Below are 19656 nucleotides of genomic sequence, written 5' to 3' on the forward strand. Positions count from 1 at the left end.
GAGGAGTCCGTCCTGTCGGTTCAGCGGCGGGCGGCTGGCTGGGCGGTGTGGCCCTTCGCCGGGGGCAGTGCGGGTTTCGTCCGCTGTCGGCGGGCGGAGCGTGCCCGGGCGCGGACCGACTCGATACGCGCGGTGTACGCGTCGACCACCTGCTGCGGGCGCAGCGGGCTGGGCTCCTGCACGGCGCTGTAGTGGCCGGTGCGGTCGTACATGCCGCGCTGGAGCGGGCTACCGTCGACCAGTGCGGTGAGGAACGATCCGACGAGATGGGCGGGGGTGCGCTCGTCGAAGTAGGCGTGCCAGATACGCGGGCCGGGGAACTGTCCGTGGCCGGGCTCGCGGGTCTCGACGTGCCAGGACGGTCGGTCGCTGAATTCGCTCAACGGACGCAGTTCGACGTGGCACATGGAGTCCGGCGAGCGCGCCGTGCCGTCTGCATCTCGGTGCCAGCCCGCCGAGGTCACCGGCTGCCACGGGTCTGGCTGTTGTGGCGGCGAGGCGATGAGGGCGTCGGTGAAACCGGCGAGGACCTCGGCGGGCACGAGTTCGCCGAACTCGGCGTACCAGCCGGGCTCGGTGTCGGTGGGCTCGGCTCGCAGCCGCCACCACGCGGAGGTGGTGGACTGCGGGTCGAGCTGGAGGCGGTGGCGAAGGTCGGGGCTGCGCAGGACGATCTCGGCGCTCAACGGGTCGGAGACGGCGCTCCATCCGGCGGCGGCCAGGCCGTGGGTGACGTGGCGGGCATCCCCGGAGCCGGCGAGGTGGCGGGGGCTGGTGTCGAAGGGGATCTGCCTGGCGTGCTTGTCGGCGAACTCGGCGAGCTGCCGTTCGCTCAGGGGCACCGGCCGTCCCCCTGCCCGTTCGCGGCGGTGCTGCCATACAGGTCGCGGAGGTCGTCCAGCACGTAGTGGAGGGTGTGCTGGTCGGTCTGCTCCCACGCGGCCGTGCGCAACTCGGTGATCAGGAGATCGACCTGCGCGGTGCGCGGCGTGTCCGGGTGTTCCTGCACGGCGCGGGCAAGGGCGCGCAGGGTGTCGGCGAGCTGGACGGGCAGGCCCGTGTACTCGTCGAGGAGGGGCTCGACGAGGGCGAGGGCTTCCACGGGGTCGGGGCTCTCGCGCAGGTAGTCGGTGAGGTCCGACAGGGTCTCGGTCGCGGTACGGATGGATTGCGGGGTGAGTGCGAGCATCGGGCTCCTTGAGTACGGGGCGTCGGGTCAGCGGCGGGTCCGGGCGCCGCCGGCGGGGGCGTAGGGACGGGCGGTGGTGCGTGGCCGGGTGCTTCGGGCGCTGTGGCGGGCCCAGGTGGCGGCGCGGGCGGCCGTGATCCGGGCCTGTTGCCACGCACTGAGCTGGGAGGGCGTGACGGAGACCGACCAGGTGCGGATCTGTGCGCTGTGCGGGACGCGCCCGCGCGGGCGCATCACGGGATCGGGATCGGCGAGTTCGGCCGAGAGGGCTTGTACCAGGTGCATCGGGGTGTTGGGCGTGAAGTTGGCCGTCCAGCCGTTTCCCTGCTTGTCCTTCGCTCCGGTCCACCACATCGCCGTGCCGTCGGGGCTGTGGTGGTACTGCATCCACGCGGTGCCGTCGGGGCTGGTCGCCGTGTAGTGCTCGCCCTCGGAACGCGCGTGCCAGTTCTGCTCCTGCAGGGGTGCCCAGACGTTGGGGGCGTGGGCGGAGCGGGGTCGGGTGAGGGCGTCGGTCATACCGGCGACGATCTCCACTGGCGTCTGCCGGCCCAGGTGCGCCGTCCATTCGCCGTTGGGGCCGTCCGCTTGACCGTGGATGGTCCACCCGCCGGGCAGGACGTAGGGGTCGTAGGCGACACGGATGGTGCGGTCCGGGCTCTCCATGAGCAGAGGGCCGCCTGCCTTGGACTTGTCCCGCCAGCCCGAGGCGCGCAGGAACTGTGAGACGTGCCGGACGTCGCCGCCGCCGGCGAGGGCACGGGGCTGGACGAGATAGTGCTGCTCGGCCTGCTCGCCTGGTCCCCAGCCCTGCCATTGCTTGTTCTTCACCGGCGCCGCCGGACCACGAGCGGTGCGGGCGCCGGGGGCTTCGCCGCGGTGGTGGCGGGCTGGGCGCCGACGTGCAGCAGGGTGTCCTTGTGTTCGCCCAGGTCGAGGGTGATATCACGCAGTTCGTTCGAGGCGCGGCCCAGGGCGAGCCTCACCTCCGCGGGGAGAGCGCCTCGTTCGGCCTGGTCCTTGGCGAACACGCTGCCGGTGGCGACGAGCTGGGTGATGCCGCCGAGGACGCCGCTGCCCGGGTCGAGGACGCGGGCGATGACCTGCGCAGCCTGCGGCGGGGGAAGCTGAGAGAGGTCGTCGGCGAGCTGGCCGAGCTGGCGGGCGATCTCGTCGGCCAGCCTTACCGGGTAGAGGGCGGGGTGGGACATGCTCCTCCGGGGCAGGGGGACGGTCAGTGGTGGTGGCGGTGGCCGACGCGCTGCGTCTCGGCGAGGACGGCCTCCGGGCGGGCGCCGGCCAGCGGGGAGGCGCGGTCGGGGCCGGTCGGGATGCAGGCGCGCAGGTAGCGGCGGAACAGGGCGGTCGCGAGTCGGGGCTTGAGCCGGTGGCTGATGGGTGGAGGTGTGCGGGCTGCTACGGGTTTCTCCGGGGGATCGAGCGGTGCGGTGGGCGGCCCCGGCGGGGTGCCGGGGCCGCCCGGGCGGTCTTACGGGGTGTGCCGGGCCGGTGCGGGGCGCGAGGGGGAGCTGGCCGGTGCCGGAGGCTGCGCGGCGGGGTGGGCTGCGCGGGTGCGGGCGTCGTGCACGGCTTGCCGGTAGGCGGCTTCGTCGAAGACGTCGGGCGTGCAGTTGACGTCGTACCCGGCCAGGAGCAGGGCGGGGATGGCGCGGGTCGCCAGGCGCTTCTGCTCGTCGGTACCGAGCTGTTCTAGCAGGTCGTGGAGCTTGGCGGGGGCGCTGGTAGGGGTGTCGGCGTGGAAGGTGGTCGTCAGGGCCTTGATGTAGATCTCGACGTCCGTGCCGTATTCGTCGGCCAGGTTGGCCATGTGCTTCTCTCCGGGTTCAACGGCGGCAGGCGGTCGAGGGCTGAGCGGTGCTCGGCGGTGGTGTGGGGGCCGCCGGTTGCGGTGCACGGGCGGCGTGGTTGCGGGCGTGGAGGATCATGTGCGCGGCCTGGCTCATGGAGTTGGCGGTGTCCCTGAGCCGTGCGAGGGCTGCGGGTTCATTGCTGGGGGCAGCCCTCTGGAGGTCACTGGCGGCGATCCAGGCCCGGACGACCGCTTCCCTGGTGAGGGGCAGCAGCCCGTTGACCGGGGTGGCTATCTCGGTCAGCACCTCGGCTACCGCGCTGCTGGTCTTGGCAGCAGAGGCCCGCTCGGCGAGCTGGGCGAGGTAGCGCAGGGCCGCGTCGTGTTCGCTGTCCGGGTTGGTCAGCGCGTTCAGGGCGGGGTCGAGATGGACGCTGTGACCGGCGGCGAGCAGGGCGTGCGAGGCGGTGGTCGCCTTCAGGCGCTGCTGCTCGACGGGCAGGCCGTGCGGGAGCCGGTGGTAGTCCCCGCGCGGTCCGGGGGCGCAGAGGAAGCCGCCGGCTCGCTGGAGGATGTCCGCCGCCTTCTCGGTGCCGCCGATGGCGACGACCAGGCCGGTGCGGGGGTCCTTGGTGATGGTGATGTACTCCAGCACCCAGAACTCGGGCTCCTTGAACGTCATCGAGTCCGGTTGGCCGACGTACGGGTGCCGGCCGGGACCGGCGGCATGGAGGCTGGGGCGGAGGTGGGCGCGGTCCGGCCTGCCGGGTGCTGGAGGGCGGTGCCGATGCCGAGCGTGTCCAGCTGAGGGCCGATCTCACGCAGGGCGCGCGCCTGCGCCCTGGTGTCGTCGCCGCTGAGGCGATAGATGCCGCTCTGCGGGTCCTGGACGAAGCCGTTGGCCACGAGGACGACGCCGGCACGGTCGTCGACGGGTGCGGTGGCAACGCTGCCGTCCGGCTGCCAGGTCAGGACGATCCGGTCCGGTTGGGAGGGCTGGATGCCGCCCAGGGCGTTGTGCCGGACCTGGGCGAGCGCGCTGTCGTAGCGGGCGAGCAGGTCGCCGGCTATCTGTTCGGCGCCCAGGAACGGGTCGTCCGCCAGGGCGATGCCGTTGGGCTCGGGGACGGCGCGGTACGCCTCGTCGGGCAGGGCGCGGGGGGCGACGGCGGCGAGGAGGAATCCGTCGCGTTCGTCGTGCCGGTCCAGAAGGACGAGCTGGGCGCCGTCCGGGCGGCTCAGGACGGCTGCCTGCTTCAGCGGGTGCTCGGCGAGGGAGGCGGCGACCAGGTCCAGGTCCCAGATGCGGTCGGCGAGTTCGGTGAGGTCGTCCTTGGCGCCCGCCGGGAGGTGAGTGCTGGTCCAGGTGTCGGGGAGTTCGCCGGCGAGGACGTCGGCGTACGAGGCGAGGCGCTCGGAGGTGTCGTGGTCGTGCATGGTGTCCTTGGGTGAGGTGGGTCAGCGGCGCAGTCCGACCGCGACCGGTAGTGGCGGGGCCGGGAGCGTGCGCGGCGGGGGCGGGCAGGCGCATATGGCAGAGCGCTCGCGTTCGGTGGCGGGGACCTCCCCGGTGCAGGTGCTCCGACCGGGGTGAGGGGCGCGCCGGTCGGCGAGAGCGTTGCGGGTGGCCGAGCGGTCGTTCAAAAGCGAGCGAAAGCGCCATTCGTCCAGGTAGCGAAGGCGCCGGGCGACGTGTTGATCGGCTGCTCCTCCGAGCCCTTCGTGGAATTCGGCGGTGGCAGTGAGGACTTCGCGCAGGGCGACGAGGATGCCGTCGTGGGCGGCGGTCAGCTCGGTCAGCGCGTCGGCCGCCTCGTCGGTGGTGGTGGCCTCGCGAATGCGCTCGGCGAGGTGGGCGACGGAGGAGCCCAGCGGCAGGTAACTGGCCGGACGGGCCTCGGTGTCGAAGTCCTCGTCACAGTCGACGTGGTATCCGGCTGCCCGGAGGCGAGCGACGGCGTCTGCGGCGAGACGGGACTCGTCGTCCTGGGTGAGGCCGGTGGGGGCGCGGTGGTAGGTCTCGTGGACGCGGACGACGGCGACGAAACCCGCGCGCTGCAGGACGCTGTGCGCCTCGGAGTCGCCGCCACGGGCGAGGAGTTCGTCGGAGTGTGAGTCACGGCGGATGTCCAGGAAGCGGTCGGTACGGGGCAATGAGGCGTTTCTCCTACGGCGATCGGTGGACGGTGTGCCGGGCGGCGGGCGGTGCGGCGGCGACCCGGGGCTGGACCAGGCACGCGGCGGTGCTGTCCAGGTCCTGCTGGATGGCGTGGAGGCGGCGGGCGATCAGCTCCAGGCGGTGCGCGGTGGCGGTTCCGGCGGCGCCGGGCTGGCGGGCGATCCGTTGCGCGGTGTGCTCGACGAGTCCGCGGACCGTGGCCAGCGGGCCGGTCTGCTCGTCGGCGAGCTGGGTGAGGACGCTCGCGAGCTGGGCCGATGCCGTGGTCGCTGGCCGGATGGCGGGCCGCGGGGTGGGTCCGGTGCGTACGGGGATCAGGAGCAGGTCCTGCTCGATGCGGCGCGCCTCGGCGGAGAGGCGCCGCAGAATGTCTGCGGGCGGGGCGTGCCACGCGCCGTCGAGGTGGATCAGGTTGGCGATCAAATCGAGGCGTCCGGGCTGGGCCTGAATGGCGATCCACCGGCAGCCGTGCTCCTCGCCGGGAATCTCGATGCCGGCGGCCCGCGCGAGCCGGTGGGCGGTTTCAGCCCACTCGGGGCCGGTCAGCTCCCGGTCGTCCGGGTGAAGCCGGACGTCGAGATGGAGGATCGCCCGCCGGTCGTCGTCCGGACTGGCGGCGAACGGATGCTCCAGGTACGGGCCTTCGAGATGCTCAGCCCACTGGACGGACGTCCAGGTCCTCTGCTCGTCGTCCAGGGAGAAGTAATCCAGGCCCGGCCAGTGGGCGACGACCGTGTACTCCGTGAGGCCCTCGATCGGCGAGATGGGCCGCCCCAGCGCCTCGGCGAGCGGGTCGTGCGGAGTGTGGGTCCGCTCATGGAGGCGGGGGATCATCGACCACCCCGGATGTCGGCGATGTGCACGAGATGGTTGAGAGCGGTGGTGGTGTACCAGCCGCAATCGATCAGCTCGTCGCGGCCGGCGAACCGCGCAAGGAGCGTGTCCTCCATGGCCCGCAGGTGGATCAGGCAGTCCGGGCAGCGGCGCGAGAGATGCACGAGATAGCGGGGATGGGCGGTGACGTAGGACTGGGCTCCGCCGGTCGCATCCCGCAGCCGCCATCCGTCCTCGTCGGTCGGGGTGTGCCAAGACGGGGCGACAACGCGCATCGCGTCGCCCCACAGTTCCCCGCCGGCCACCCCCTTGAGGACGACGACGGTGTCACCGGCCTGGAAGTGCTGGTGCGTGATGTCCCGGTCGGGGGTGAGCGGGTCGGGTGTCGGCGCGAAGGCCGACGAGGGCGGGGGCTGGGACATGCTGTTCCTTCCACGCGAGGTGGGCGGGGTGGGAGGAACAATGGTCCGGAGGAACGCCGGTTTGGCTAACCGGCGTTTCCCGGCTATGTTCCCCCGCTGTCAGCGGAACGGGTTCTCCGTCCCGCGGTCCGCCTCGGTCGCTGCGTCGAGGAGTTCGAGCACGTCGGTGCCCTCGGCGTCCCGCTGATCTATCCACCACCCGGCACGCGTGAGGGAGCGGGCCTTCTCCTCCAGCTCCGCCCAGTCCGCCTCGTCCCAACTCCCCTCCACGACCAGCGCGGTGTGCGCGGCCGTCATCAGCTGATGACGCGAGCGCTCACCCCAGTCCCGGGCCTTCTCCGGACCCTCCAACTGCGGCATGTCGAACCGCTTCGCCCACGCGACGGCCGCCTCCTGCTCTGCGACGCGCTTGGCCGCGAGCCACTCCTCCTTGGACTCGGTGTCGGCGTCACGCGCCGCCTTCCAGCAGTCGGTACAGTCCTTCGTCGCGAGCCAGCGGGCGAATCCGGCACGCTTGTCGGCAGGACGGCCGGACAAGTCATGAACCACCTGGTGAGAGCATGCGTGCTCCACGGTCCACTGCATACGGACGGCCATAAATGGATCTCCTCAAAGGGTTGGACAGGAAAGGGGTTGCGCCCTGATCAGGGCGTCTTGTGCCGGGCCTCCGGCGCGGGCGGCGATGCCGGCCGCGCTGCAGGTGTCCGGTGGGACCGAGACGCCGGCGCGCGCCGGCCGGACGGTGCACCGTGCTCTGGCCGCGGCGGTCCATGAGGCATCCCTTGACCGGCTGGGCCAGCGCGGAGGACAGCCCGTACAGGGCGCTGAGTAGCCCGCCGAAGGCGCTGCTGCCTCCGCTCCCGGTGGCCCACAGGGTGATGGCGACGGGCGCCATGCCGTTGGGGAGGCGGCAGGTGAGGGTGCCGCCGAGCAGGCGGGCGACGTACGGGCTGCCAAGCACCGCGCCGTGGGTGATGCCCGGTGCCGGGGCCGGGGGTGCGGTCAGGGACACCGGGTGCTTTCTCGGTGCTTAGCGGTGGCGGGCGGGCGTGCTGGCGCGGGGCGGCGGCGTGGGCGGTGTGGTGTCCACGGCGGGGCGCGGGCGGACCCGCAGCACGGGGGTGCGGTGCGGCGGCAGGACAGCGACGGTTTCGCCGAGGTCCTCGGCCGCCTCCTCGACTTCGCGGGTGAGGAACTCGATCTGCCGGCCCAGCGCCGAGAGGCGGGCGGCGATCTGGCGGCCCTGCACGGTCTCCAGGGCGCGGGCGAACTGGCTACTCGTTTCGAGGAGTTCCTGGAGACGGACCATCGGGCCCGGGGTGTATCCGCGTTGGACGGCGCCGAGGAGAGCTTCGGAGGCGTCACCCGCAGTTCGGCCTTCGACGACGTCGCGGATGAGTTCCTGCAGCGACACCTCCGGGACGGGCGCTGGGCGGTTGAACCGTGAGAAGTCCGTGCGCAGCACGCCGGGCGGGACCGGGACGGGCAGTACCTTTCCTGCCTCGTATTCGTGGGCGTAGTGCCCGATCACCTGCCAGCCCGGTGCGTCCGGGTCCCCTCGCAGCGCGACCAGCGTCGAGTCGTCGTCTTCGACCAGGTGGGCGAGGGTGATCGGCTGCCCGTCGGCGGCGTACCACGACTCGGTCAGCTCCAGCTCGCCTCGTCTCTGCGCGGCTTGGGCCATCTCGGTCCACATCTGCTGTTCTTCGTCGGTCAGCGGGGCCTTGTGGTGCTGGCCATTGTTCTGGTCGGCGAGGTTGCTGGCGATGACGCTTTGATCCGCCCACGCGGTGAGGTGCGGCCACAGGGCCGCGTGCTGCGCGCGTTCGGCTGCGGAGCCGGGGGTGGCCGGCCGGTCGAGCGCCCGGCGGATCTCGGTGGCGGAGGCGGCCAGGCCGTCCAGCACGGCCCGCCACCCGGCCAGATGCCGGGCAGGTGGCAGCTCGTCGAGCACACGGCGGGCAGCATCGAGCAGAGCATCGGTGTGCGGGGCGAGGTGGGTGGTGTACGCCTCCACCGCCGCCTTGTCGCGGTGGGCTCGTGCGGCTGCCGCAGCGCTTGCGTGGACGGTGCGGCCGTAGCGGTCGCGTGTCATGTCGAGCGCGGTTTCGGTCTCGCGGTCGATGACCGCCATCCGCAGCCGGAAGTCGCGGGCTCCGTTGGCGAGTTCGGGTGCCACCGGCAGGTGGCCATCGGGGGCGGTGCTTGCGGGCGTCATCGGGACCGTCCACTGCCTGAGGCCGTCAGGTGGACGGTCGGTGCGTAGGCGGGCTTCGGCGGTATCGGCCGGACCGACGGCAAGGACGTGGTGGGCGGTGTGGCGCGCTGCGTCGTTCGGCCGGCGGCGGCCTGGGCGAGACGGCTGCGGCGTTCCTGGAGCCCGTTCGGCCGGACCGGGCGTGGTGGGCTGTCGGAGAGGGCCGGGTCGAGGCGAATGTCGGCCTGCACCGTGTAGCCCTGCCGGCGAAGATCGTGGACGGCCTGGCGGGTCCGGCGGGGACCATCGCGCTCGGGCTCGCTGAGCCGGTACAGCCCGGGCTCACCGGGGACGGGCTCGAACTGCTCGCGCTCCAGGTACCAGTGGGCGAGGTGCGCGGGCAGGGAGGCGGTGAAGGAGGCGACGAAGCCGTGGGTGTCGTGGTCGCCGAAGGCGAAGTGGGTGCCGGGTTGCAAGGGGGCGGGCTTCTCCTCACGCTGTCGGGGTGGAGCTGTCAGTGGCTGAGGTGCGCCGGACGGGCCGCGGCGGCGAGGGGGGACCGAGGCGGCGACGAGGAGGACCGGGCGGCGGTGGGGTACGCCACGCGGGCTTGGCGCAGGAAGATCGCGCCGTCGGTGAGCCAGGTCTGGACGGCCGGCCACGCGCGGGCATCGCGCTCCTACGACGGCACGGGACCGCCGTGGACCACCTCGTCGAGCAGGGTCTCGGCATCGGTCACGGCGTCGGCCAGGCGGGAGAGCGTCGCGATGTCGTCGTGCCACGGGCTGCTGGCGGGACGGCACCGGTCGATCAGAGCCGGGGCGTGGTCGACGGCGGTGAGAAAGCCGCGCCAGGAGCGGTCGAGGAATTCCTCGGTCGCGGCGCCCAGAGCAGCGGCGCTCAGCGGGGTGGCGTCGCTGTAGCGGCCGGAGACGACCATGGCCTGCCAGGTGTCGTGCTCGGAGAAGATGCCCCCGAGTACGGCGGCGATGGCCGCGGTCCGGCGGGCGTGGACGGCAGGCTCGTAGGAGGGCAGGTACCGATCGGCGACGGCCAGGGCAGCCCGACCTGGCGAACGGCGGCAGGACGATACTGCGTGGAGCGTGCGGATCGTCGTGGCCCTCTTCGAGCCCTTCCGGGGCGAAGGCGCCGACGAACAGCGGCAGGGTACGGCGAGCGGTGCGGCTGGAGGCTCCAAGGGGCTGCGGGAGGGAGTGGATCAGCGCGTACGGCTGGTCGTTGGTGCGGTCTTCGGTGATGCCGACGGGAGGGACCGCAGTGGAAGGGACGGCGCACGGGACGGGGCGGCGGGGAGCCGCGGCGCTGGCACGCGCGGGGCCAGTGCCCGCATCCGGTCCTCGGCCACGTGCAGGACTTCTCCGAGGTTGCGGATCTTGGCGGCGGCGTCGGCGAGGTCGTGGGACAGGTCGAAGCCGTCGTCCTCCTCGGCTTCCTTGGCCTTCTCCCCGGCTGCTTCGAAGAACTCGCCGAGCCGTTCGAGCAGGCCGTTGGCCGGATCCAGGATCTGGTGCAGCAGGTCAGCGGCGTCCGCGTGTGACTCGGCTGCGTTGAGCCGGTCGGTCAGAGCGAGCAGCGCGTCGCCGTAGACGTAGGCAGGGCCGCGGTCTGCGTCGGGGACGTCCGGGGCGTCAGGCTCGTGGAGCGTCGGCGTTTCCGGTAGCGAGTGCGGGTTGGTGGTGGGTGAGAGGGGATGTGGCAGCAGCCCGAGCTGGGCGAGGCGATGGTCGATCGCCTCGATGAGGGGCTGGGCGTTGCCGCCGTGGCGGACTTCGGCCCGCTGGGGGGCACCGGGGTCGTCGGAGGGAGCCGAGTCGTAGACGACCTCGAACAGTGCCTGGTCGTCGGGGTGCTCACGGGTCGCGATCCAGCCCTGCGGGTTTCCTGGCGGGTGGTCGGTGGAGGGCTCCTGCGGCGGGCCGATGATCAGGTAGCTGTCGTCGGGGAGCGACACGCGCACGATGTAGGCGCTGAGGCCGAACTCGATGTCGCACTCCAGCCCGCGCTCTCGCAGCGGTGTGGTGATGTGTGCGTGGCGGCACCACAGCTCCTGCCACCACGGGGTGTCCACGTTGCGATGGTCGGGGAGCGGCGCGAGCGGAGCCGCGCGGCGGGCGTCTGGGGTGCTCGCGTCGTCAGCGGCCACGGCTCCTCCTGCGGGAGGTCGGCGTGCGGTGCGGCGGAGGCGTCCGGCGAGCGGGGGTGGCTTCCGGCTTCGGCACCGGACTGAAAGCGAGTTCGTACTCGTCGTAGGCGTTGATCAGGCCGTGTTCCATCTGGGCTTCGTGGTCGGCGATCTGCGCCATGAGGTCGTCGTGCTCGGCCTGGCACTGCTGGTACTCGGCATAGTCGGCGTCGCTGAAGTGGGCGGGGCGTTTCAGGGGACTCCTCGTGAAGGTGGGCAGCGGCCCGGTTTCAACGGTGGCGACCGCTCGGTTTATGTGGCGGTGGCACGGGGCTCTTGCAATGGGAGTGCGCGGGGAGGAAGCCGGGGAAGTTGAGGTGGCGGGTGGTTGATCCTTCGGCGGTCAGCGCCGTGGGCCTGCTGAGCCGGGCTGCGGGCTGGGCGGCGGGAGCGGGGGCGGCCCGGGCGCGGTGCGGGTCTGCTTCAGGGGCCCGTCGCGGTCCGGGGCCGGGTCGTAGTGCGCGCGAAGAATCTTGAGATCGGCTTCGCTGGCCATGGCCAGTCCGGAGGCGATGCTGCTGGCGCAGCAACCAGGGCGGTGACTCGGGTTCGGCTCCTCGGTTTTGGTCCCGCCACTTCGCCGTGGCGGCCAGATGATCGATGACCTCGCCGAGGAACGGGGCGACGGCGTCCAGCAGGGCATTGAGTACGGTGCTGAACTCGGCCGGCGTCTCCGCCGCGTCCAAAGCCGCGCGCGGTAGAGGTTCAGGTCCGGGGTGGGGAACCGCTCGGGCGGCAGGGCGTGCCGCGTGCGGAATGCTTCGGCATCGCGATCGGCCCAGCGGCGCAGATCCGCCCTGGTAGCGGAACGCGTGTGGTAGGCGCGGATCTGGTCGGCGGTGCGGCCGACGTTGTCGTACAGCTCGAAGTCGGGATGGGACATGAGGGGTTTCTGGTCGATGTGATGAAGGAGAGAGCGGGCCTTGAGACGGGCGTGCACGTGCGGATCGAGATGCTCGTGCCCGCCCGCTACGTGCCTGGGCAGGGCAGGTTCCTGCCGGACGGGGTGCGCCGCCGGTCGTGCCCGTGACGGCGGCTGCTCTGATGTCAGCCACTGCCCGCGTATGCCTCATTCGCAACCGTGTACGGTGCGAGGGGAGTTGGGCCGGGCAGGGCGAGGGGAACGTTGGACATTCGGCATCAGACGGAGAACTTCGTCAACGCGTCATGGTCCCTGGTGGAGCTGCGTGACCTGATCTTCGACATGCTGAGCCTGCTGTCCGCCGAACTCAGCGGGAACGGGGGCATGGCGGGCGACGACACGGCCGGGCGGGCCTTCGCCACCGTGTACAGGCAAGCCGTCACGACTGTCTTCGAACAGGCCGGCTTCGCCCACCGGGTGATGGCCAGCGGGGCGGGCGCGTTGCTGAAGTCCGCCGAGGAGTTCTTGAAGACGGAAAGCCGGATCGCCGCGGAGCTGCTGGCGCAGAGCCCGCAGGCACCGGAGATCGGGGCGCAGCCGACGGGACCGGACTGCAGCCCGCGCGCGAGTCACCAGGCCGAGGATCTGCCCGAGGTCGTGGGCGAGACCAGCGGAATGGACCAGTACCTGTTCAACGAGCGTTTCCTCGGCCAGCCGGGCAAGCTGCGGGCGGTGGCCGGATCCTGGCGCAGTGCAGGCAAGATCCTGGAGGACGCGTACTGGGATGCGGAGGCCGCGTGGAAGAGGGCCACCCTCGACGAGGTCGGCGTGACGGCGGACGCGGTCGAGGAGTTCTTCGGCAGGTTCGTGGGCAAGCGGCCCCCGTCCAGTGCGGTGAGCGAGGACGAGACCCTGATGGCGAACCTGCCGTCCGCCTGCAAGATGCTCGCCGACGCGTGTGAGGCGTACGCCGCTCACATCGAAACGGCCAAGGCCCGGCTGCCGTACGAACAGACCTCGCCCACCAGCGAGGTGCTCATGCCGTGGGAGCAGCCCAGGTTCGGCGGGGACGGCTACGACGGCGGGCTGCACGACCTGATCGCCGCTGACACGCGGATCACCGCCCTCGGCCAGATCCCGCCCGCCCTCGACAGCGCCAGGGCCCGGGTGAAACTGCCCCGCCCGGACAACGACAGCCTGCTGCCCGGCCTGCCGCCGTTTGTGGCTCCGCTCATCCGGGTGCCCACGCTGGTCCCGGTTGCCTACCGGCCGGCCAACGGCCCGCGCGTCCAGCCGATACCGCCGGCCCTCCCGCCCGACCCCCGCTTCCCGCCGCTCACCCCCGCCCAGCGCGGCAACTTCCAGACCTGGCTCAGCTCACTGCGCGAAGGCGACTTCTCCGGCGGCCGTCCTGCCGAGATCGCCTACCAGCGCCGTGTCGCCGGCTACCCGGAGTTCGAGGTTCCCATCCCGCCGGGGCTGAGCGCCAAGAGCACCCTGATGGTGGACGGCTTCCGCGACAGCGACGGCATGGCGATCGAGGCCAAGTACGTCAACAAGCCGGACCAGCGCTGCTATCGCTCGCTCGAAGAACTGCGCGAGAACCACGCGTCCGACAAGAAGGACTTCCTGTACCGGTCGGATCGTGACGAGCTGAAGAAGTACGCTGCCGCGCTGACCGACCCGCGCAACAGCGAGATGCGCGGCGTGGAGACCGTCACCAACAATCAGGACGCGGTCCAGTACTGGCGCGTCATGATGGCCGCCTATGGTGTCAGCGGCCACGCCCGCTACGTTCCCTGACCCCCCGCACAGAAGGCAGCACCCCCACGATGGAGCCGGAAGAGATCGCCGCCCTGCGCACCCTGTACGTCTTCACCCCGCCCGCGGGGGAGAGCTGGGGGCTGACCTACGCGGGGCTTGAAGCCGTGTTGCGGGAGCGGAACCCTGAGGCGTTCATCCGTGTGGAGGAGGGCACGGACGGGCCGGTGACGGGGTCGTCGATGCACTTCGGCATCACGGTGGACGAGGAGCAGCTGGAGGGCATGGCCCTGCTGTCGCCCGAGGGTGTGTCCGTCAAGGACTGCACCGTCGCTCTGGCGGCCGGTGTGGTGACCTGGCTGAGGTCGGCCGTGGTCCCGCAGGGCGCGGCCGTCACGTTCAACACGGAATGGGGTCTGGAAGCCGAGCTGCCCGACGCAGCCGTCCTGGACACCGACCCGCAGGGCATCACGGCGGCCTTCGTCGACCACCTGGTGGCAACGGGCGACCTCGACTGACCGTACACAGCCAGCATCCTGCCCGAGTGCAGGGACCGCGCTGTCGCGTCCCTTGACGCTAGGAGCGTGAGGTGGTCGGGAACCGGGACAGAGCAGGTGGACGGGGAGGGAGACGCATGTCGGCGAGGAAGCGCTGATAGGCGTGATGGTCGCTCAGATGCTGTCCCACTGCCTGGACGGATTCGGAGGCCCGCCGCAATTCGCGTCGTCCGGTGGCGTGATCGATGAGCGTCCGCCTGTTGCGGCGCTCGGCGTGCGTGGTGCCCGGCTGGGGAGCTGGAGACGCCGGTGTCTCGGCGATACGAGCGAAGAGATGGGCGGCTGTCGACGTCTGCGCTACTGCGGCGACCATGCCGGCGAGGGCTTTGGCCTGCTCCTTGGAGGGCTCGGCTCCGATGCTGCTGGCGAGGTCGCTGGCTAGCCGCGTGGTAGCGGTCGCGAGGGTCTGGGCCATGACCGTGTGCCGCAGCAGCTTGCGGATGGGCAGGGGAGAAGGCACCTGGCCATCCGCGTCGAGGAGTTCGAGGGTGCTGGTGGCGCTTCGCAGTTCGAGGCACAACTGGTGCAGGCGCTCCGGAATAGAGTGTGCGGAAGCGTCCAGCATGTCCGGATCTTTCGGTAGGTTTTCCCTGCATTTGATCGCTTTCAGTGCATGCGAGCGTCGGTGTCGAAGAGCGCCAGCTCGTGCGCGTGCAGGAGGTGCTGCACGATGAAAGATCGTCCGGCGACTTTCCACAGGCCACGCCCTCGGTTGAGGTGGGCGATGGCGTCCATTTCGACGGAGGTCAGGCCGAGCAGCGAGGCCGCGGCGTGGAGTTGGTCGGTCTCCTGGCGGTAGATGATGCGGGTGGAGCAGTCCGCGAGGAGCCCTTCGGCCAGGGCGCGCCCCTGTGATCCGGCGTCGCCGGCGGTGAGCAGGTCGGACAGCCGGTGGATCACCATGAGGTTGGCGATGCCGAGGCCGCGGGAGAGCTTCCACTGGGCCTGCATGCGCTGGAGCAGACCGACGTGTCTCATCAACCGCCATGCCTCGTCGTATACGATCCAGCGCCGGCCGCCGGACGGATCGGAGAGGGCGGATTCCATCCAGGCGGAGGCGCAGGTCATCGCCAGGACGAGGGCGGTGTCGTCGCCGGAGCCGCCGAGACGGGACAGGTCGATGGTGAGTATTGGCGCGTTCGGGTCGAAGGCGACGGTGGAGGGGGCGTCGAACATGCTGGCCAGGTCACCGTGGATGAGGCGGCGCATCGCGTGGGCCAGGTCGCGGGCGGCGTCGCCGAGTTGGCCCGACATCATCCCGGCGGCTTCGTCGAGCGCACTGGGGTTGTTGAGGGTGGCGGCCACGTCGCCGAGGAGCGGGGTGCGGCCGGTGGCAGCGGCGCGGGTGACGATGGCGTCCAGGGCGACGTCGAGGGCGGTGTGCTCCATGGGCATCAGGTCCCGGCCCAGGACCGTCCGGGCCAGGGAGCCGAGCAGGAGAAGGCGCCGTTTGCGGATCTCGCCGACCCAGTCGGCCTCCGCAACGCTCTGCGGGCGCGGTGCCGCGTCCAGAGGGTTCAGTCGTCCGGGCAGCCCGGGGCCGAGGGCTACGGATCGGCCGCCGAGGGCTTGCGCCACCGGCGTCCATTCGCCTTTCGGGTCGCACGGTACGTAGACGCGGTATCCGAAGGCAATGGAACGCAGGGCGAAGCTCTTGGCGAGCGCGCTCTTGCCCTGGCCGATCACTCCGGCGAGCAAGAGGTTCGGGTTGGTGAATCCCTCGACGCGGCCGTACAGCGCGAACGGATCGAAGACGAAGCTGGCTTCGGCGTGGACGTCGCGCCCGATGTAGATGCCCTCGGCGCCGAGTCCGCCCTCTGCCAGGAACGGATACGCGCCGGCGACCACGGCGGTCGTCATGCGGTGGGCGGGCAGCTTCAGCCGGTTTCCACGTGCGGAGGCGGGCCCGGGGCGTCCGCTCGGTGGGTAGAGCGCGGTGGGTATCTCGTGCTCAGCGGATGTGCTCTCGGTTTGGTGGGCGCTGGCTTGTGCGCGGGCCTTGGCGGTGGCCTCGGCGAGCTGGCGACGGGCGGCCTTGCGGCTGGCGCGGTCGGTGCCGTGGGGGGTGAAGAGCGGGCTGGCGGAGGCGCGGCGGGCGGGCCGGTGGCTCATCGGTGGCCCTCGATTCTGCGGGTGGTGCTCATCGCACGCAGGCCGTGGTGTGCGGGCGGAGGTCGGTGGGGGTGGTCTTGCGGCGGATGCTGTGTCCGGCGGCGAGGTGGCGCTGGCAGATCGTCAGCACGGGCGGTCCCTCGGGCAGCCGCTCGGGATGGCACGCGCTCGCCTCGGGTTCTGCTGCTGTGTTGCTGGGCAGCAGGTGGAAGGCGGAGTGGACCTCGCTGGCGGCCTGCCAGAGGCGGGTATGCGCGGCGGCGAGGTGGCGGCCGGCGGCGGGGTGCGGTGGCCGGGCGCTTTCGGCGAGCCGGTCCAGGAGTTGGTGCAGGGCGGTGAGGTGAGCGTGGACCACATCGAGGTGCAGGCGGTCTGCCGGCCGGGACGGGGTCGCGTCCGAGGAGGCAAGGGCCCGGGTGTGGTGGCGGACTCCGGCGCTCGCGGCGCGGAGGTAGGGGTGCGCGTCGTCCGGAGGTGTGCGAGAGGTCAAAGGTGGTGGTCCTTCCTGCCGGGAGGCAGGGGCGGTGACGGGTGGTCCGTCGCGGGTGATCGAAGAACAGTGGGCCAGGGTGCCGGGTGTGGGGAACGGGTCCGGCTCACAGGGCGGTCCGGGCGAGCGGGAGCGCGGTGAGGGCGAAGGCGTCCGGCTGCTGGTAGTTGAGTCTGCGGAGGTCGACGCCCGAGGTGACGGCGTGGGTCTCGATCTGTGCGCAGGCGGCGTCCAGGAGGGCGTCGGTCTCGGCGGTGACGGTGACCAGGCCGGTCAGGGCGACGTCCGCGTGCCCGGCGATGAGCTGCCGTTCCCGCATTTTGACGTCGGCGTACTCGACGGAATCTTCCTCGCTGTCGACCTGCCCGCGGCGGGCGCGTTCGTTGGCGTCGGCGATGATCGCCGCCTTCTTGCGCTGGACGTCCCGCAGCGCGGGCTCGAGTCCTTGCGGCACGTATATGAGGGAGAGGCTGCGGCGCACGCCGGCCGTGAACATGATCCCGTGCAGGAACCCGGCCCCCATTTCGGTGCGCGGCCAGTTCTCCACCCAGTACGTCGTGTGCCGTGCGGAGTCGGTGGCGAGGCGGTCGTATTCCTCGAAGTGGACGACGGGCCCGGCGGCTTCGGAGTCGGCCTCGGCGCGGCCGGTGGGGGACCACTGCTGGAGTGCGGCGAGCGCCTTCGGGTCGTAGGCGGTGCGGATGACGGCGGCGATCTCGCGCGAGGTGAGCCATCCGGTGACCTGGAGTCCGGCGTTGCGGGCGGCCTGGGCGATGGACGCGGTGGTCTGCGCCATGACGGTGAACGCCCCGGGCAAGCCTCCGCCGGCCTGGTTGATCAGGCGCCTTGCGGCCTTGAGGTCGAGGGAGATGGCGAGATAGGTCTCGTGCGGGGCGGCGGCGGGTCCGGCTGAGGCGACCAGTTCGGAGTAGATCTGTCCGGCGACGGGGGTGCGGGGCTGTCCGTTCTGGGTCCAGTGGCGGGTGAGGGTGTCGCCGCTGTCGGGGACGGTGCGTTCCAGCACCTGCACGGTGGCGATGTGCCCGGTACGGGCGATGCCGGCGAGCGCGCGTCCCCAGCTGCTGACGTTGCGGTTCTGGGTCGTGGGGTCGAGGAGGGCGAAGGCGCGGCTGCTGACACGGGCGATGGCGGTCAGGGTCTGCTGGTGCGGGTCGTGCACGGCCGCAGCCTGGTTGGCGGAGTCGCTGGGGGTGACCACCTTGAGGGAGGCGGCGGTGCCGGGCAGGTGGAGGATGCCGTCCTGTCGGGGACGGGTGACGGGTCGGGCGAGCCAGAGGGTCTGGCCACTGCGGCGGCGGTGTGCGTAGCGGGCGACGATCGGCGCCCAGTCGATTAGGGAGCGGCCGTGCCGGCGGATTGCGACGAGTGCACCGGACGTGGCCCACAGCGGGGCCAGGGCGACGGCGCCGAGCAGTCCGGTGGAGATCACCGTCATCAGCAGCAGCGCCAGCGTGCAGGAAACGAGTACGAGTTGGGGGAGGGAGAGGCCGAGGAGGATGCCGCGGCGGGACCGGTGCGGGAACTTCACCGTGACCGGGGCGACGGAGAGATCAGTCAAGGGGCGGGTCCTGGTGGCGCGGGTGGAACCCGGGGGCGGGAGGTGACGTGCACGTCCCGCCCCCGGGAGTCGGGCAGGGGGTCAGAGGCCGGTCGGAGGCGACGGCGGTCCGCTCGCCCCGCTGGACGTGGCGCTCTGTGAGCCGGGGGACGGGGGTGCGCCCTGCGGCGGCGGGGTCGTCGTCGGCGCCGTGGACTGCCATCCGCTGCCCTGGCCGGATGCGGCGTTCGCGCCGGATCCGCCCGGCCCTGGGCTGCCGCCCACCTGGCCGCTGGCGTCGTCGGACACGCTCGTCGGTGCGGGCTGGACAGCCTTCTGAAGACCGGACTTGATGGCATCGCCACCGGGCGAGCCGCCGCCCTGCGAACCTTCCTTGCCCTCGCCGCCCCCGCCGGTCGGGTTGGCGGCGACGTCGCCGGGGAAACCGCCTCCGCTGGCGGCGTCGGGCCCCTGCGGTGCGGCGCCGGCTCCGGCGGCAGCGCCACCGGTTCCGGCGGTGGCCGCAGTGGCGGCGGCCTTGCGGGCGGCCTTCTCGGCGTGGGCCTTGGCGATCTGGGCTCCAGCGCCACCGGCCCGGTGGATGGACTCGCCGTCGGTGCCGTCGGCTGCCCAGTGCACGAATTTGAAGACGGCGTACGGGCACAGCAGCACCAGGATCATGATCACGATGCCGGACATGACGTCGGCCAGAGCGGCGATGCCGTCCTTGGCCTCGGTCTTGCCCATGGCGGCGATGCCGAGAACGAAGATCACGGTCATCAAGAGCTTGGAGACGACGAGGGTGGCGGTGGCTTCGATCCAGCCCTTGCGCCAGCGCCTGGCGACCTCCCAGCCGCCGCCGGCGGAGGCGAAGATCGCCAGGGTGACCATGACGAGGATGCCGACCTTGCGGACCATCATCACGCACCAGTAGAGGAAGGCGCCGATGGCGGCGCCGAGGCCGGCGACGACCGCGACGAGCCAGCCCAGTCCGGACAGGCTGGCGATCTGGTTCACCTTGACGATGCGGCGTACCGCCGAGGCGATGTCCAGGTTCGCGGCTTTGAACAGTCCGTCGGAGACGGCGTCGACCACCTCGACGGCGACCGTGGTCAGGGCGATGGCGCAGAACGCGAACAGGACGCCCGACATGGTGCCGGTGAATGCCTGTGTGAGGGCTTGTCCGTCGCGTCTGACGGCGGCCCTGACCAGTTGCGCGCAGAACGTCGCGACCAGCAGGACCAGGCCCAGCGGAATTAGCATCTCGTAGTTGTCGCGGAACCATACGGCGTTCAGGTCGACCTTGGTGGTGGTGTTGACCGCCTCGGCGGCCAAGTCGGCTGCGGCGGCTGCCAGTTCACCGGCGGACTTTGCCATCCAGTCGCCGATGGCCTTGCCGGGGTCCGAGGCGAAGGACACCGCGTCGCCAACAGTGCACAGCTTGTCTGCCAAGGGGAAGTCACAGAAACCCACGGGGAGTTA

The 19656-nt window shown here is 71.6% G+C and carries 24 protein-coding genes; 3 read left to right on the top strand and 21 right to left on the bottom strand.

The genetic code is table 11. The annotated features are described in order from the left end of the window. Positions 1–20 precede the first annotated feature (20 nt). The 16 genes from RKD20_RS38860 to RKD20_RS38935 all read right to left on the bottom strand — a co-directional run bounded on the left by RKD20_RS38860 (position 21) and on the right by RKD20_RS38935 (position 10955). Positions 21–842 carry a DUF317 domain-containing protein gene (locus RKD20_RS38860; protein WP_424881776.1) on the bottom strand — a complete coding sequence of 274 codons (822 nt, stop codon included), beginning with the start codon at positions 840–842 and terminating at the stop codon, positions 21–23. Further along, a complete protein-coding gene (locus tag RKD20_RS38865) occupies positions 833–1189 on the bottom strand; it encodes a hypothetical protein (RefSeq protein WP_424881777.1) in 357 nt (118 codons plus the stop codon). The genes RKD20_RS38860 and RKD20_RS38865 overlap by 10 nt, the downstream gene beginning before the upstream one ends. 27 nt (positions 1190–1216) lie before the next feature. Beyond that, complete coding sequence (locus RKD20_RS38870; protein WP_424881778.1) at positions 1217–2020, bottom strand: DUF317 domain-containing protein; 804 nt, start codon at positions 2018–2020, stop codon at positions 1217–1219. Next, positions 2017–2400 (bottom strand): hypothetical protein, encoded by a 384-nt coding sequence (locus RKD20_RS38875; RefSeq protein ID WP_424881779.1) that lies wholly within the window; start codon positions 2398–2400, stop codon positions 2017–2019. The genes RKD20_RS38870 and RKD20_RS38875 overlap by 4 nt, the downstream gene beginning before the upstream one ends. 278 nt (positions 2401–2678) lie before the next feature. Beyond that, complete coding sequence (locus RKD20_RS38880; protein WP_424881780.1) at positions 2679–3017, bottom strand: hypothetical protein; 339 nt, start codon at positions 3015–3017, stop codon at positions 2679–2681. 16 nt (positions 3018–3033) lie between these two features. Further along, the gene (locus RKD20_RS38885) at positions 3034–3681 is read right to left on the bottom strand and encodes a hypothetical protein (protein WP_424881781.1); all 648 of its coding nucleotides are present in this window, start codon (positions 3679–3681) and stop codon (positions 3034–3036) included. After that, positions 3678–4436: a hypothetical protein gene (locus RKD20_RS38890; RefSeq protein WP_424881782.1), complete on the bottom strand. Its 759-nt coding sequence runs from the start codon at positions 4434–4436 to the stop codon at positions 3678–3680. The genes RKD20_RS38885 and RKD20_RS38890 overlap by 4 nt, the downstream gene beginning before the upstream one ends. Before the next feature lie 21 nt (positions 4437–4457). Then, positions 4458–5153, bottom strand: coding sequence for a hypothetical protein (locus tag RKD20_RS38895; RefSeq protein ID WP_424881783.1), 696 nt, complete (start codon positions 5151–5153; stop codon positions 4458–4460). A 13-nt stretch (positions 5154–5166) separates the two neighbouring features. Beyond that, positions 5167–6012 (bottom strand): relaxase/mobilization nuclease, encoded by an 846-nt coding sequence (locus RKD20_RS38900; RefSeq protein WP_424881784.1) that lies wholly within the window; start codon positions 6010–6012, stop codon positions 5167–5169. After that, positions 6009–6434, bottom strand: coding sequence for a hypothetical protein (locus tag RKD20_RS38905; RefSeq protein ID WP_424881785.1), 426 nt, complete (start codon positions 6432–6434; stop codon positions 6009–6011). Before RKD20_RS38905 ends, RKD20_RS38900 begins: the two co-directional genes overlap by 4 nt. Before the next feature lie 99 nt (positions 6435–6533). Beyond that, positions 6534–7031, bottom strand: a complete 498-nt coding sequence (locus RKD20_RS38910) for a hypothetical protein (RefSeq protein WP_424881786.1) — start codon at positions 7029–7031, stop codon at positions 6534–6536. Positions 7032–7464: 433 nt separating this feature from the next. Then, entirely contained in the window at positions 7465–8652 is a 1188-nt protein-coding gene (locus tag RKD20_RS38915) for a hypothetical protein (protein ID WP_424881787.1), read from the bottom strand. Continuing rightward, complete coding sequence (locus RKD20_RS38920; RefSeq protein ID WP_424881788.1) at positions 8649–9107, bottom strand: hypothetical protein; 459 nt, start codon at positions 9105–9107, stop codon at positions 8649–8651. The genes RKD20_RS38915 and RKD20_RS38920 overlap by 4 nt, the downstream gene beginning before the upstream one ends. Positions 9108–9310: 203 nt before the next feature. Beyond that, on the bottom strand, positions 9311–9829 hold the full coding sequence (locus RKD20_RS38925; protein WP_424881789.1) for a hypothetical protein: 519 nt from the start codon (positions 9827–9829) through the stop codon (positions 9311–9313). A 21-nt stretch (positions 9830–9850) separates the two neighbouring features. After that, on the bottom strand, positions 9851–10795 hold the full coding sequence (locus tag RKD20_RS38930) for a hypothetical protein (protein ID WP_424881790.1): 945 nt from the start codon (positions 10793–10795) through the stop codon (positions 9851–9853). Continuing rightward, positions 10785–10955: a hypothetical protein gene (locus RKD20_RS38935; protein ID WP_424881791.1), complete on the bottom strand. Its 171-nt coding sequence runs from the start codon at positions 10953–10955 to the stop codon at positions 10785–10787. Before RKD20_RS38935 ends, RKD20_RS38930 begins: the two co-directional genes overlap by 11 nt. 621 nt (positions 10956–11576) lie before the next feature. On the opposite strand from RKD20_RS38935, the gene RKD20_RS38940 reads away from it, so the two are divergent. The 3 genes from RKD20_RS38940 (at position 11577) to RKD20_RS38950 (ending at position 13975) form a co-directional block, all read left to right on the top strand. Then, entirely contained in the window at positions 11577–11864 is a 288-nt protein-coding gene (locus tag RKD20_RS38940; RefSeq protein ID WP_424881792.1) for a hypothetical protein, read from the top strand. Between the two features lie 96 nt (positions 11865–11960). Further along, on the top strand, positions 11961–13499 hold the full coding sequence (locus RKD20_RS38945) for a restriction endonuclease fold toxin-2 domain-containing protein (protein WP_424881793.1): 1539 nt from the start codon (positions 11961–11963) through the stop codon (positions 13497–13499). Between the two features lie 29 nt (positions 13500–13528). After that, a complete protein-coding gene (locus RKD20_RS38950; protein ID WP_424881794.1) occupies positions 13529–13975 on the top strand; it encodes a hypothetical protein in 447 nt (148 codons plus the stop codon). A 58-nt stretch (positions 13976–14033) separates the two neighbouring features. Here the strand turns inward: RKD20_RS38950 and RKD20_RS38955 are convergent, their stop codons facing one another. The 5 genes from RKD20_RS38955 to RKD20_RS38975 all read right to left on the bottom strand — a co-directional run bounded on the left by RKD20_RS38955 (position 14034) and on the right by RKD20_RS38975 (position 19647). Beyond that, positions 14034–14579 (bottom strand): hypothetical protein, encoded by a 546-nt coding sequence (locus tag RKD20_RS38955; RefSeq protein WP_424881795.1) that lies wholly within the window; start codon positions 14577–14579, stop codon positions 14034–14036. Between the two features lie 41 nt (positions 14580–14620). Continuing rightward, positions 14621–16126 carry a VirB4 family type IV secretion system protein gene (locus RKD20_RS38960; RefSeq protein WP_424881796.1) on the bottom strand — a complete coding sequence of 502 codons (1506 nt, stop codon included), beginning with the start codon at positions 16124–16126 and terminating at the stop codon, positions 14621–14623. A gap of 28 nt (positions 16127–16154) precedes the next feature. After that, on the bottom strand, positions 16155–16616 hold the full coding sequence (locus RKD20_RS38965; protein WP_424881797.1) for a DUF6238 family protein: 462 nt from the start codon (positions 16614–16616) through the stop codon (positions 16155–16157). A gap of 106 nt (positions 16617–16722) precedes the next feature. Beyond that, entirely contained in the window at positions 16723–18195 is a 1473-nt protein-coding gene (locus tag RKD20_RS38970) for an SCO6880 family protein (RefSeq protein WP_424881798.1), read from the bottom strand. Positions 18196–18276: 81 nt separating this feature from the next. Next, positions 18277–19647, bottom strand: coding sequence for an SCO6881 family protein (locus tag RKD20_RS38975; RefSeq protein ID WP_424881799.1), 1371 nt, complete (start codon positions 19645–19647; stop codon positions 18277–18279). Positions 19648–19656 lie beyond the last annotated feature (9 nt).

It is taken from the genome of Streptomyces sp. SLBN-8D4 (assembly GCF_049739545.1).
Taxonomy (GTDB): domain Bacteria; phylum Actinomycetota; class Actinomycetes; order Streptomycetales; family Streptomycetaceae; genus Streptomyces; species Streptomyces canus_C.